This window comes from Paenibacillus sp. FSL K6-1318 (genome assembly GCF_037976905.1).
GTDB lineage: Bacteria > Bacillota > Bacilli > Paenibacillales > Paenibacillaceae > Paenibacillus > Paenibacillus amylolyticus_A.
In genome coordinates, this window is the sequence record NZ_CP150270.1 from 747,395 (window position 1) to 761,120 (window position 13,726).

10 protein-coding genes, 1 pseudogene and 1 other annotated feature are annotated in these 13,726 nt (G+C 48.2%); of the genes and pseudogenes, 6 read left to right on the forward strand and 5 right to left on the reverse strand.

The features are described 5' to 3' along the window. Nucleotides 1–32: 32 nt before the first annotated feature. From NYE45_RS03470 to NYE45_RS03490, 5 genes are all read left to right on the forward strand, one after another. Entirely contained in the window at nucleotides 33–1,316 is a 1,284-nt protein-coding gene (locus NYE45_RS03470; protein ID WP_340015590.1) for a sugar ABC transporter substrate-binding protein, read from the forward strand. Nucleotides 1,317–1,454: 138 nt separating this feature from the next. Continuing rightward, nucleotides 1,455–2,357, forward strand: a complete 903-nt coding sequence (locus NYE45_RS03475) for a sugar ABC transporter permease (protein ID WP_062837603.1) — start codon at nucleotides 1,455–1,457, stop codon at nucleotides 2,355–2,357. Nucleotides 2,358–2,359: 2 nt separating this feature from the next. After that, on the forward strand, nucleotides 2,360–3,199 hold the full coding sequence (locus NYE45_RS03480) for a carbohydrate ABC transporter permease (RefSeq protein WP_076333843.1): 840 nt from the start codon (nucleotides 2,360–2,362) through the stop codon (nucleotides 3,197–3,199). Nucleotides 3,200–3,272: 73 nt separating this feature from the next. Next, a complete protein-coding gene (locus NYE45_RS03485) occupies nucleotides 3,273–4,514 on the forward strand; it encodes a rhamnogalacturonan acetylesterase (protein ID WP_340015592.1) in 1,242 nt (413 codons plus the stop codon). Nucleotides 4,515–5,414: 900 nt separating this feature from the next. Then, on the forward strand, nucleotides 5,415–5,831 hold the full coding sequence (locus tag NYE45_RS03490) for a sensory rhodopsin transducer (protein WP_340015593.1): 417 nt from the start codon (nucleotides 5,415–5,417) through the stop codon (nucleotides 5,829–5,831). A gap of 88 nt (nucleotides 5,832–5,919) precedes the next feature. Here NYE45_RS03490 and NYE45_RS03495 read toward each other — a convergent pair whose 3' ends face one another. The 5 genes and pseudogenes from NYE45_RS03495 to NYE45_RS03515 form a co-directional block, all read right to left on the reverse strand. Next, nucleotides 5,920–7,077, reverse strand: coding sequence for a Ger(x)C family spore germination protein (locus NYE45_RS03495; RefSeq protein WP_340015595.1), 1,158 nt, complete (start codon nucleotides 7,075–7,077; stop codon nucleotides 5,920–5,922). Continuing rightward, nucleotides 7,074–8,543 (reverse strand): spore germination protein, encoded by a 1,470-nt coding sequence (locus tag NYE45_RS03500; protein WP_340015596.1) that lies wholly within the window; start codon nucleotides 8,541–8,543, stop codon nucleotides 7,074–7,076. The genes NYE45_RS03495 and NYE45_RS03500 overlap by 4 nt, the downstream gene beginning before the upstream one ends. Beyond that, nucleotides 8,524–9,630 (reverse strand): endospore germination permease, encoded by a 1,107-nt coding sequence (locus tag NYE45_RS03505; RefSeq protein WP_340015597.1) that lies wholly within the window; start codon nucleotides 9,628–9,630, stop codon nucleotides 8,524–8,526. Before NYE45_RS03505 ends, NYE45_RS03500 begins: the two co-directional genes overlap by 20 nt. A 69-nt stretch (nucleotides 9,631–9,699) precedes the next feature. Beyond that, nucleotides 9,700–10,692 (reverse strand): annotated as a pseudogene (trpS, locus tag NYE45_RS03510) (tryptophan--tRNA ligase). Nucleotides 10,693–10,832: 140 nt separating this feature from the next. Continuing rightward, nucleotides 10,833–11,146: a binding site (T-box leader), on the reverse strand. Between the two features lie 27 nt (nucleotides 11,147–11,173). After that, on the reverse strand, nucleotides 11,174–12,109 hold the full coding sequence (locus tag NYE45_RS03515) for a DMT family transporter (RefSeq protein ID WP_340015599.1): 936 nt from the start codon (nucleotides 12,107–12,109) through the stop codon (nucleotides 11,174–11,176). Between the two features lie 159 nt (nucleotides 12,110–12,268). Between NYE45_RS03515 and NYE45_RS03520 the strand changes: the two genes are divergently transcribed. Then, the gene (locus NYE45_RS03520; protein ID WP_340015600.1) at nucleotides 12,269–13,663 is read left to right on the forward strand and encodes a PLP-dependent aminotransferase family protein; all 1,395 of its coding nucleotides are present in this window, start codon (nucleotides 12,269–12,271) and stop codon (nucleotides 13,661–13,663) included. Nucleotides 13,664–13,726 lie beyond the last annotated feature (63 nt).

Here is a 13,726-nt window from a genome sequence, read left to right on the forward strand (position 1 = left end):
ACAACCATATCAACATAAAAGGGGAGATTGGCATGGTGAAAAAGGCAATATTCCTGATGATGGCTGCATTGCTCGTTTTTACAGCGGCATGTAGCTCAGGTGGAGGAACTGAAGGAGCATCTGGAGATGACTCAGTTACCCTGCGGATCGCTTGGTGGGGCTCGGATGCAAGGCATGAATATACACAGAAGGTCATCGACCTGTACAAATCGAAAAATCCGAATGTCAAAATCGACGTGGAATATGCTTCATTTGACGACTATTGGAAAAAGCTCGCACCACAAGCAGCGGCAAATCAGTTGCCTGACATTGTTCAGATGGATATTTCCTACATCAGCCAATATGCACAGAATGGTCAGCTTGAGGACCTAGCGCCTTATCTGGGCAACCAGATCAAAGTGGACGATGTGTCCGAGAATGTTATCAGCACAGGTGTAATTAACGGTAAACAATACGGTGTACCTGCCGGTGTTAACGTTCTGGGCTTCCAGTATGATCCTGCATTGCTTAAAACAGCAGGCGTGGATGCAATCCCTGACAATATGACTTGGGAATCGTACGAAGCACTGGGTAAACAAACCGCAGAGAAAGGTCTGTATTTGGATGGAGGAATAGCTCCGGATATTTTCTTCCACTACTTCCTGCGTACCAAAGGATTGTCGCTTTACAATGCGGAAGGAACAGGTCTTGGCTATGATGATGACAAATTGTTTGTAGAGTTCTTCGGACTTATGCGCCGCATGATCGAGCAAGGTGCAGCACCTACGCCGGATGTAGCCAACCAAACCAAAGGCATTATTGAGGAATCGGATCTCGTGAAGGAAAAAGGAATCGGCGTATGGCAATGGTCGAACCAGTTCGTAGCCTTGCAACAGGTAGCGAACCGACCACTCGAAATCGCTCCAATGCCAGGACCGGATATGGAAAAAGGACTTTATATGCAACCAAGTATGTATTGGGGTGTAACGTCCAACTCCAAAGTGAAGGAAGAAGCGGCTAAATTCATCGATTTCTGGGTGAATGACGTGGAGGCCAACAAACTGATCAAAGGTGAGCGCGGTGTACCAATCTCAGGAGCAATCAAAGAAGCCATCGCACCTGAGCTGAGTGATGCAACGAAACAGGTCTTTGAATTCGTAGCAGCCATGGAGCCTAAAGCTTCACCAATGAGCCCTCCGCCACCGGTTGGTTCACCGGAAGTAATCTCTTCTCTGGCAGATGTGGTTGAAGAATTGAACTTTGGCAAAATTACACCCGAACAGGCAGCAGAAACATTCCGCAAGAACGCTGAATCTGTACTTGCGAACAATAAATAACAGTTGAATGATAGCTTGCTCGTCCCACCGCTGGGATGGTCGGGAAAGGGGCTACTCGCGAATGCGAGGGCCTTTCCCCGTCCAGATAACCCGAAGGGATTGAGGCAGCAGGCTGATCCATGAAGGAGGTTCGTTCCATTGAGGCAGTATTCATCGCTACGTAGAAACTTAACCGGATATGCGTTCATCAGCCCGTTTATTATTGGATTCCTGGGCTTCACGCTCATCCCCATGTTTGTTTCCTTATATATGTCGTTCACAAGTTATAACTTGTTCACTTCTCCGCGGTGGATTGGGCTCGATAACTACACCAAAATGTTTTTTGATGACCCGAAATACTGGAATTCGGTCAGAGTGACGTTTCTGTATGTATTCATTGGGGTGCCGTTAAGATTGATCTTTGCCCTCTTCGTAGCGATGGTCCTGAACACTGGCTCTCGTATGATTGGAACGTACCGGACGCTGTATTACCTGCCATCCATTATCGGTGGTAGTGTAGCCGTATCCATTATGTGGCGTAACCTCTTTAGTAATGAGGGGGTTATCAACAGCGCTTTAACAGCAATTGGGATCGGGCCTATCAGCTGGTTTGGTGACCCGAATGCGTCCCTCGTTATGCTTATCTCACTGTCTGTGTGGCAGTTCGGTTCGTCCATGCTGATCTTCCTGGCTGGTCTCAAAAATATCCCCACTGAGATGTACGAGGCAGCAGGTGTAGATGGTGCGAATCCTATCCGGAAATTTTTCAGCATTACCTTGCCTCTCCTTAGCCCGATCGTTCTATTCAATATGATTATGCAAACGATTGGTGCATTCATGACGTTTGTACCAGCCTACATTATCTCCAAAGGAGAAGGCGGTCCAATGGATGGTACCATGCTGTACTCTCTGTATCTGTTCCGTCAGGCATTTATGTTTAACAACATGGGTTATGCTTCGGCCATGGCTTGGATCATGCTGATCATGATCGGTATACTCACGGTAGCCGTGTTCCTGACATCCAAGTACTGGGTGTTCTACGAATCTGAAGGAGGGAAGTAACGATGGTTTGGAGAAATGTAAAATGGCCCATTTATCACCTGTTCGTTGCAGCGCTTGCCCTCCTGATGTTGTATCCCGTACTTTGGATGCTCTTCAGTTCATTCAAGGAAAGCCGTACAATCTTCGTCACTGCGGATACCTTGTTCCCTACCGAGTGGATTTGGAGTAACTATGTGGACGGTTGGAAAGGAACCGCTGGAAGACCGTTCATGGATTACATCACCAATTCACTTGTTATCGTAGTTATTTCCACCATCGGTGCCGTAATATCGTCATCGCTGATCGCTTTCGGTTTTGCCAGACTTAACTTCAAGGGACGTACATTCTGGTTCTCCTTGATGATGTTAACACTGATGTTGCCACATGACGTGGTATTGGTTCCTCAATACATTATCTTTACGAAGCTGGGCTGGTTAAACACCATTCTGCCAATCGTTGTTCCTACATTCTTCGGAATGCCATTCTTCATCTTCCTGATGGTACAGTTCATTCGAACGATTCCGAAGGAGTTAGATGAAGCTGCAACCATCGACGGATGTAACAAGTTCAGACTGTATATTCAGATTATTATGCCACTGATCAAGTCTTCTCTGGCGACTGCAGCCATCTTCTCCTTCTACTGGAGATGGGAGGATCTGCTCGGTCCGGTATTGTACCTGAACTCGCCTGATAAATACACCGTGTCGATGGCGTTGAAAATGTTCCTGGATAGCGAATCTGCTTCCAACTGGGGCGCGATGTTCGCCATGTCCATCGTCAGTCTGGTTCCGGTTGTAGCGGTGTTCTTCATCTTCCAGAAACAAATTGTTCAAGGGATGAGCACTAGCGGATTGAAAGGATAAGCAGGATTCAATGTTTCTTCGTATCTTCGCCCGAATGAACGTTTACGAAAGTTAAACAAGGAGGTTGTCGCTTTTGAATAAAGCTCAGGGTAGTCAAACCGTTGCCGTGGAGGCAGCGGCTGAGGGCCAGGCAGTGTCCGTGACCAGCTGGAAGTTTAACTTTGGACCGGACTCGGGAAGAGAAGAAGAGACAGGAGATTATCTGAATGTGACTGCAACAACCACATATGAGAACCGTGGAGAATACGGTTTTGAAGCAGGTTCTCTGGTGTATGAAAAACTACGCATTAGTGATGACCGTGTGTCGGATTTCACGAAACAAACTCATAGCAATCAGGGGCAGACGACCATGTCTGCCCGATTGCGTTCAAGCTTCTGTATTCCGCTCAAAGCTTCGTTCATCGTAGATCTTCCCGATGGAACCTATCAAGTATTACTTGTTGCAGGTGATGAATTGGCCGAGACAGTGACCAAAGTGAAGGCTGGTGAGGGCAGGCTTGTACTGCCAACCATTCGTACACTTCCTGGGCAATGTGCAGAGGTTCGATTCTCGGTGGTTGTTCGCGGCGGCAGACTTCGTCTGTCATTTTCCGGTCCTGCACCAAGAATCAATGCGTTAGAGATTACCCTTGCGAATCAGACCATGACTGTATTCCTTGCCGGGGATTCAACTGTAACGGATCAGCCAGAAAGTGGATATCCGTATTGTGGTTGGGGCCAGCTGTTGCCTGCGCAGTTCAAACATGATGTGGCAGTGGATAATCACGCACAGTCAGGCCGAAGTTCACGAAGTTTCATCAATGAAGGCAGACTCAGCGCCATTATGGAGCGGATCAAGCCCGAAGATTTTTTGTTTATTCAATTTGGACATAACGATGAGAAGCCGGACCCTGAACGTGGGACCGACCCATTCACAACATATAAGGAATATTTGAAAAAGTATATCAATGCTGCCCGCGAAGCCAAGGCTCGTCCAGTGCTCGTGACCCCGGTGCATCGGCGCTATTTCGCGGACGATGGTACTTTGACCGATACGCACGGCGATTACATTATCGCCGTGCGTGAGCTGGCGGAAGAGGAAGATGTTCCGCTGATCGATCTGGCGGAGCGCAGCCGTCTTCTGTTCGAGCAGGCGGGCGTGGAAGGCAGTAAGGAAGACTTTATGTGGGTGCTCCCAGGCGAATATGTGAACTTCCCGTCAGGCGTGGAGGATAACACGCACTTTCAGGAACGCGGCGCCCGCCGCCTTGCCCAGCAGGTGGCAGAAGCCATCCGCGAGTTACAATTGCAACCGTTGCAGATGTATCTGCGGTAGGTTCATGCCCTTAATAATTAAGCGAGTTAATTAAATAACGAGCCAGCAAAAGTTGCCCAGCGAATAGCGAAGGCAATAAACTTTTAAATGGGTCCGGCGAGCGTAGCAGCGAAGAAGGGCGGAATCGGGTAGAGGGAGCGAAGCGTCCGCCTTTGGAGCGGGATTTCCCCTGCTGAGGGAGAATTGAATAGAAATCCCGAGCCAACAGCGGCCCATAGCCCGATCCGCCCGCCAAAGCGGCCGCCCCGCGAGCTATTCAGGGTTTAAAAGCTGTAGCGAGTTAAACGAAGTAACGAGCCAGCAAAGTTGCCGAGCGAAAGAGCGAAGGCAATAATCTTTTTAAAAAATAGGCGAGCGTAGCAGCGAAGAAGGGCGGAATCGGGTAGAGGGAGCGAAGCGTCCGCCTTTGGAGCGGGATTTCCCCTGCTGAGGGAGAATTGAATAGAAATCCCGAGCCAACAGCGGCCCATAGCCCGATCCGCCCGCCAAAGCGGCCGCCCCGCGAGCTATTCAGGGTTTAAAAGCTGTAGCGAGTTAAACGAAGTAACGAGCCAGCAAAGTTGCCGAGCGAAAGAGCGAAGGCAATAATCTTTTTAAAAAATAGGCGAGCGTAGCAGCGAAGGAGGGCGGAATCGGGTAGAGGGAGCGAAGCGTCCGCCTTTGGAGCGGGATTTCCACTGCTGAGGGGAATGAATAGAAATCCCGAGCCAACAGCGGCCCGCAGCCCGATCCGCCCGCCGAAGCGACTGCCCCGCAAGCCCACGGGTTTTAAGAATTGCCCCGCGAATGAGCCGAAGAAATCCCGAGCCAACAGCGGCCCACAGCCCGATCCGCCCGCCGAAGCGCCTGCCCCGCGAGCCGTCCCACGTTTTTAACTTAATTATTGGAGGATATACTCAAATGACATTGGACTCGACCAAACAAGATACTTCAGCCCATAAGACGACTCCAACAGCTACAGGTCACACCTATTGGGTGATTCCGGATGGCTATATCCCGCCGGAGAGTAGCGGCACACTGGAGAGTCATGAGAGCATCTGCGTATTAAACACAGGTGCAACAGATGCGGAGTTGCACATGACGATCTATTTTGAAGACAGAGATCCACTTGAAGATATTATAGCTGAAGTGCCAGCGAGAAGAACAAAGCATATTCGTACTGCTTCGCTTCGCTCCGGTGAGCAGTCTATTCCGGCAGGCGTACCTTATGCGATCACTGTTTCGAGCAACATCCCCGTCATCATCCAGTACAGTCGCTTGGACACGACCCAGCCTGAATTGGCATTGATGAGTGTCATGGCGTATCCATTGGGATAACATAGCGACTTGGCATCAAATGCAAGCCAAAAAAGAAGACCCGTAGCCTTGCATGTAATGCAGGTGTACGGGTCTTCTTTCATTACAATCACTTACTGTATTTATACGTGCTCGCATTAAGGATATCCACATGGACCTCTACTTTGCCGAGCTTGAAACGCTCGAGGGGATCAGCACGTTGGGAGACCTCTTGTTGCCATAATGGAAAATTGTGGCGATAGAGATGTTCCACCAGACCGTATGAATCGATCTTGCGTGACTTGGTTTTTTCGAACGTATCTCGGATTTGGGATTCGATTTGTTTCTCCGCTTCCAGTTCCATGGCATGTGGAGACCGAGGAGCCCCATGATCTTCGGTGATGGAACTTTTGACTGAGGTAACTAGATCGAATGTGACGCTATCTCCTTGTTTTCTCGCGGTGATTCTCGTCTTGGGATGACGAAGCATCAGGGTTAAATCAGGAGTTTTTCCACCATTCCCGTATACGTATAGTGGGTACTGGGGTACGCTCTCGTAATTTACGTATCGTGTGCCATCTGCGTCTGCTCCTGCAACTCTACCCTGACTTGTGCCTTTGGAAATGACATAAAACCCATCCATTCTAACAAGGGGTGGAGTTTTATCGCCGTTGAACCAGGTCTCGTTCCTCGTTGAAACCGAGGGTAAAAGAACGACGGAAGCCGGCTCCCGTAGTCCATCGAGAAGTTGGTGAAGCCGGATAGGTTCGTAACCGGAATGCTGTTTGTATAGCCTCATGGGCTCAAATAACTCAATGGTTTGAGCGGATTGGTTCAACAATGCAGAGGGAGAGAGTATATCCGGAATGCTATGCTCTGTAGCGTAGATCCAGGGTGTATATCTTAGTTGACCTGAATGAAGAAGTGTATTAAAGATATCCTCCAGTCGACCATCTAACGCTTTTTTGGATATAACAATAGCTTTAACATGAGTCCAGAGCGTTTGCTGCTGTGACGTTTCATACAAGTCGTTAATAGCCATGCTCAGAGTTGTACCTTCGCCACGTCCAGTCCAGATATCCCTTGTCTCCCGGGAAGTTGGCGTTTCCTGTTTTGCAATACTGGAGAAGTCAATCAGTTGGGCATAAGCAATGTACTGGTTGTCTACATAATCTATTCCTATGGCCGTGATGAAGTTAATACTTTGCACCTCTTTGGAATCCCAGCACCCCGTTAGCAGGATCAAGCACCCCACAAGTAGGCCAATCATGGACGTGCATCTGATCATGGCCCTTTTCTCCGACGAGTGGAATCTTGGGTGTGAAGTGCTGCTGGACGCTTGGTTCTTTTCATGGAAGGCGGCATCGATACGGCCTGAGTGAAGTCTCCTGGAATGTAGGGAGATACGGGAGCCAGATAGGATACGCCATAACACTCCAAGGATACGAGGTGCACCAACAGGGCGAATAGTCCAATCATAAATCCGAATAATCCAAGGACGGATGAGATGAGAAGCATCCAGATCCGGATATGGGCAGTAGCCCCGCTCAGCACGGTGTTCACGAGAATATAGCTGGAGATAACTGAGATCGCTACCGTGACTATGATGGTGGGAGATGTAATCCCTGCGCGAATAGCCGCATCCCCAATGATAAGTCCGCCTACCACACTCACGGTCTGGCCTAATGCACGGGGCAACCTGCGACCGGCTTCGTTAAATAGCTCGAACATAAAAATCATCAGAAATGCTTCCAGCGTCACTGGCATGGGCAGGCCCATCCGAGTACCAGCAATCGTAGCCAAAAGAGGCAGCGGGATCTGTTCCACATTGAAACTGGTCAAGCCGATATAGAAGGCTGGGAAGAAACAGGCAATCAGCAGTCCGGATATGCGCAAGATTCGTTCAAAGGTAACGATGAAAAAAGGTGTACTTTCGTCTTCCGGAGATTTCAACTGATTGAAAAGTGTAGTTGGGGCGATGACCGCTACAGGAGAACCATCAATGAGAACGGCAAAACGTCCATTTAACAAGGAATCAACAACAAAATCAGGACGCTCGGTATTATCTGTGAGCGGAAAGATACTCCGAACGCCTCCCATTACAGCCCTTTCCATGATCGAGGTACCCAGAATGCCATCAATCTCAATCTGATCCAGATTATGTCGTGCTTCTTTCAGAATGTCTGGATTGATAATATCTTTTACATATAAAAGGCCAATGGCTGTCTGGGTACGACCGCCTTTGACGTACTTCTCATAACACATCGAAGAGGTTTTCATTCGTTTGCGAATAAGGGCAACGTTCGTGGTGAGTTCTTCGGTAAATCCATCGCGCGGCCCTTTAACTGATGTCTCAATGGCTGATTCTTCTGGACTGCGTCCCGGGATATCAGCAATATCCAGACTGCAGGACTGTACACCGTTACCGAAAATAATCAGTAGCTGTCCACTAAATATCAACATATTAAGCTTATTAGTATCTGTGAGGTCATCCAGTGGATTTAATGTTAATCCCAGTTCTTTCGGATGTGATTCCTCAATGATCAGGGAATGCTGTTCCAGACGGGGAATAATAAATTGGTTAATTTGTTTACCGTCGACGAGACCGTCGCAATACAGCAGAATCACGGGCTGATCGGATTCGTCTTTAACAGGAAAAGTCTGAATTACTACATCTGCACATGGATTGAACTGCTCTTTCAAAGAGGCAAGCAGTGTTTCATGGGACGTGGTGTCAATCGCTTGATGCTCCATGATGTTTCCTCCTCTGATGGCGTGAATGGATAAAGGCAACTGTCGTTGCTATAATCGCAAGTCCGCTCAGATACACGAGATTGAACGGGAATATGTATTCGACCAGAAGGTTTTCCAAGGTCATATCATCCAGAGGGAACAACATGGTTAGAATAAAGAAGACACCTAACGAGATACAACTGATGAGCCTTCTGGTAGAATTCTTAATATTCCATATTTCTACTACAATATACATGGCCAGACTAATTCGAGTGAACGACCCGGCGAGCCACTGGTAGATAGAAAAGAAGTCGGTTTGGGCAATGTATTTGCCCAAGGAGGCAATACGCCATTCTTCAAAGGCGGGATATCGCATTTTGGCAGCCTCAAAAGGATTGAATTCCACAATCGCCCCAATGAGTGGGCCGAAAGTCAGTCCCACAATAATGATTGCGAGCAATAGATACTGCCATACACGTATACGTTTGGTGAGATGAGGCTGAATGTACCAGATGAACAGTAGTTCAAACATGCCTGAAAGACTGTAAACCATGCCTTTAAGAACGGGGTGCCAACCATGTTCAAGCACAGGCAACAGCCGACTGTAATCCTTATATTGGGTATTCACGATAGCAACATAGAAGCCCAGCAATACCACCAGTGGAAGGATCAATCCTGCCGTAAATGCCAGCGAGCGAATACCTTTATACGCAGCGTAGGCACAGAGTGACATCAAGGCAATGCTGGTTACCAATATTGGTGTCTCTGTCAGATAGTTCGTTTTGGCCCATGTGGTGGTCTCGTGCAGGGTGAAATAGATGACGCATAGAAAAAAGAGACTGTTCCCAATTCGAAAGAACATGCCGATGGGTTTGCCGAGACGGGATGTCAGCCATTCATGCAGGGTTTGATGCTGGAGGAAACGAGAGACATAAGCGAGCATTAGCGCAAATACGAGAAATGGTCCGGCTGATAGCAGGACGGAAATCCAAGAATCCCTTTTGGCTGCAGCCAAAAGGGCAGGAATAATCAGAACATGGCTGATCAAGCCAACGGACAACATGATCAACATCATAGCTTGTAAAAAAGAAGGCTGTGTTCGTTTCATGCTGAGGGGTCCCCTTTTCCCAATAGACTGTCCTCAGCAGTGTTAACGTGATTGGAGCGCTTCATACTGTCAGTCAAAATAACGAATACCCATGGCTTCTCTTACCTCTAACATCGTTTCCCGGGCCGCTTTCCTGGCCTGTCGTGTCCCCTCAATAAGAATCTCTTTCACTTGATCATCACGCTGTTCATAATAATTCCGTCGTTCGCGAAAAGGAGCAAGCAGATCATTGATGGCTTCACCTGCGATCTGTTTACAATCTTTGCATCCAATCCGCCCCTGACTGCAACTGGCATGTATTTCGTCTGCGTTCTCCTTGCGGAAAAGCTGATGATAGGCAAAAACAGGGCAGATATCCGGGTGACCTGGATCAGAACGATGGATGCGGGCAGGATCAGTCTTGGCCTTGATCAATTTTGCTTTTACATCTTCAGGACTTGCATTTAATGAGATCGCATTCCCCATGCTTTTGCTCATCTTACCAACGCCATCCAGTCCTCCAAGCCGCTCTCCGGTCAAAATGCGGGGTTAGGGGAGAATGGGAGCGTATAACTCGTTGAACCGGCGAACCAATTTTCGTGCTGTCTCAATGTGAGGAATCTGATCTTCCCCTGCCGGAACAAGGGTGGCTTTACAGAATGCAATATCAGCAGCCTGACTGACCGGATATCCAAGAAATCCGTAGTACAGGTCGGTATATCCGCGATCACGTGCTTCGCTCTTGATGGTCGGATTATGCCGGAGTGTATTGACGGTAACAAACATGGAGAAGATCACAGTCAATTCCGCAATTTCCGGAATCATGGATTGAATGAACAGGGTAGCTTTGTTCGGATCAATGCCTACGGCAAGGTAATCAAGCGTGACTTGATAAACACTATCTGCAATCAGGCTAGGTTGATCATAGTGGGTGGTGAGTGCCTGAACATCTGCCAGTAAAATATAGGTTTTGTACTCTTCCTGCAATTGTACCCGACTGTGCAGGCTGCCTACGTAATGGCCGAGATGAAGTTGTCCGGTAGTCCGATCTCCTGTCAAAATAATATCCTTGTTTTTGTTCATGGTTTATTCTCCTTTGGTTTTGTGATTTTTCAACATTGAGCTGTCGCCACCAGCCGTCTTCCACGACCATCACCTCCTTTCAGCCTGCAAAAAAATCAAAAAAGCTTCGTCTTTTATCCCATTCCCCGGTTGGGAACAGAATAAAGGACGAAGCTTGTGCCTCGCGGTGCCACCTTCATTGGCCGCTCTGTTGCGGCCCACTTGAGGGATACGGATGAGGTATCTACCAGGAGCTCTTTTATGAGCTTCCATGCCTATCGATATCCTGTCCATGGATAACGGCTGGACATGCCGCCTTGCCTACTGAAAGTGTGTATTCCTAGGAAAGGATACAGACTTTGTTCAACTTGGAACTCCGAAGCCCATTTCCACATATCCGATGCACCGACTCCCACCAGCCGCCGGCTCTCTGTAGCATCCTGACATATGTACTTCTCTTCATCATCGCGGATAACAAATGTTTACAATTTCCAGAATTATATCACGCTTTGATTCCACTGACCAGCCTATGTTTGCGACCGCTCATATTGGTGCCAAGCACACCAGCGATAATCAACAATGCACCAATATAGTGGTAGCTACCCACTGGTTCATGCAGTATCCATGCGCCCCCTACGATGGAGATGAGCGTGGACAGATTGCTGAATACACTCATTTGGGAAGCCTCCAGATGAGTCAGGGCATAGCTCGCGAGCAGGGTGGAGATCATGGTGGATAGTATCGCCAGATAAGCGAGTGCACCCAGATAGGATGCATCTCCAAGTGGTTTGATGTAGTCCATCATGGAACCGCTGGACGCATGTCGGATCAGGGAAGCAGCGTTAAACACAATACAGCCAACCATCAGTGTGACCCATGTTAGTTCCATTGGTTTGTACTTCTGGGTTAATGGTCTTGCAAGCACACCATACCCTGCAAAACAGACTGTGGATAGCAGCAATAATGCAATGCCCTTCAGGTTACCCACAGACATGCCATTTCCTTGCATCATGAAAATAAAAACTACTCCAACGACAGACAGAAGCAGGAACAGCTTCTGCATCGTGGATGTGCGTTCCTTCAGGAAAACTGAAGCGAGAACGAGTGTGAATACAGGGGCCATAGCCTGAATAATACCGGCTTCCGATGAGTTGGAAGATACGAGCCCAAAGGCTTGAAAGGCAAAAAATAATACGGGAGATAGTAGCCCCAGCGGAATAATTCGCCACAGATCACGAAGGCTCAGTCGGATTTTGATCCAGCCAAAAATGACAGGAATGCTGACAACGATCAGCGACAGGGCGAATCGGTGTGCAAGTACATCAATCGGATGTGCAACAGTGACGGTCATTTTAACAAATAGAAAAGATAGACCTATAATAGCCGCGTATAGAATAGCTGCGATATAAGCGTATCCCCGAGTGTGTGTTGTGTTCATGAATGCTCCTCCAATACAGTAGTCATAGCGTTTTATCTTTTATTATCCTGAAATATGTCAGGTTCGAGGCATGTGCTGGCCTTATTCAATATACTGCCGGGTGCATCGTGCTACAATAGATAAAAGGTTGAACTGTATCGGTACAGTTGTTGGAGAGGGATGGGTGCATTGAGAAAATACGAAGTGATTGCCGAAGCGTTAAAGCAATGGATTCAGGAACAGATGCAGCAGCAGGATCGTCGCCAGTGGGCGGATAAGGGCATTCGACTGCCAGCAGTTCGAGTTGTAGCAGAACAATATCAATGCAGTGTAAGTACAGCGATTCGAGCATATGAGTGGCTGGAGCAACGGCACTTGGTGTACGCCATACCTCAATCCGGCTATTATGCCGTACAGAATGGGACAGGTGCTCAGGACATGGACTGGCAGGGAGCGCTGGACTTCGCTTCAGCTGCTCCCGATCCACGGGTGTTCCCGTATGCAGACTTTCGTCATTGTGTGGATCAGGCGATGGAAAAGAAGCAGGCAGAGCTATTCATGTACGGCACAGATCAGGGATTACCTTCGCTTATTCTGCTGTTGCAGAAGCAGTTTGCGGATTATCAGGTGTTTGCGAGAACAGAGCAGTTCTTTATCACATCAGGTGTGCAGCAGGCATTGGCTGTACTTGCATTGATGCCTTTTCCCAATGGAAAGAGAAAAGTATTGGTGGAACTACCGACGTATCACAATATGCCCTCGCTACTGAGTGGATTGAATGTGCCGATTGCCGGTGTGAGACGTGCCCTGGATGGACTGGACTGGGCATCACTTGAACGTCAGTTCGCTGAGGGAGATATTAAGTTTTTCTATGTCATGCCGCGGTTTCACAATCCAATTGGCACATCGTTAACTGTTGCTGAGAAAAAGAAACTGATCCGGCTAGCACAGCGGTACGATGTATATCTGGTGGAAGACGATTACTTGGCCGATCTGGAGGACAACACGAAACAGGACCCATTATGGTCCTATGATACCGAAGGTCGGGTCATCTATCTGAAGAGTTACTCCAAAATTCTGTTTCCAGGCCTGCGTATTGGTGTAGCAGTTCTGCCCTCACCTCTAATTCAATCGTTTGGTGCTTACAAAAAAATGCTCGATATCGACACGTCCGTTCTGTCTCAAGCTGCTTTGGAGATCTATGTGCACAGTGGAATGTTTGCTCATCACAGAAAAGTGATTCGTAACCGCTATGCTGCCCGGATGCACACGATGCATGAGCAACTGGATACGTATCCAGACTTTACACCATTTAAGGACGCCCCTCGTACAGGAGGGGAGCATACCGTACTGCCTTTGGCGGGTGATGTGCCGCTTCGTGTTCTGGTGTCCCGGCTCCAAAAGCACGGAGTCATCGTCGATACGACAGAACGGTACTATCCGGAGGGAACATATCAGGTGCATCAGGATCAAATGCTGCGATTAAACATCTCCAATGTGCCCAAGCAGCGAATCGAAGAAGGGATACAGAAGATCCGGGAGGAGATTTTGAAACTGCAGATCAGGCAGAAATAACGTGAAGAATCGAAATGTTGTCCGTAAATAACGTCCGTAAAAAACAAAAGGCGTCCACACAAG

Coding starts and splice junctions, on each gene's coding strand:
- NYE45_RS03470 (WP_340015590.1), top strand. CDS start 33: ATGGTGAAAAAGGCAATATTCCTGATGATGGCTGCATTGCTCGTTTTT.
- NYE45_RS03480 (WP_076333843.1), top strand. CDS start 2,360: ATGGTTTGGAGAAATGTAAAATGGCCCATTTATCACCTGTTCGTTGCA.
- NYE45_RS03490 (WP_340015593.1), top strand. CDS start 5,415: ATGACATTGGACTCGACCAAACAAGATACTTCAGCCCATAAGACGACT.
- NYE45_RS03495 (WP_340015595.1), bottom strand. CDS start 7,077: ATGATCAGATGCACGTCCATGATTGGCCTACTTGTGGGGTGCTTGATC.
- NYE45_RS03500 (WP_340015596.1), bottom strand. CDS start 8,543: ATGGAGCATCAAGCGATTGACACCACGTCCCATGAAACACTGCTTGCC.
- NYE45_RS03505 (WP_340015597.1), bottom strand. CDS start 9,630: ATGAAACGAACACAGCCTTCTTTTTTACAAGCTATGATGTTGATCATG.
- NYE45_RS03515 (WP_340015599.1), bottom strand. CDS start 12,109: ATGAACACAACACACACTCGGGGATACGCTTATATCGCAGCTATTCTA.
- NYE45_RS03520 (WP_340015600.1), top strand. CDS start 12,269: ATGGGTGCATTGAGAAAATACGAAGTGATTGCCGAAGCGTTAAAGCAA.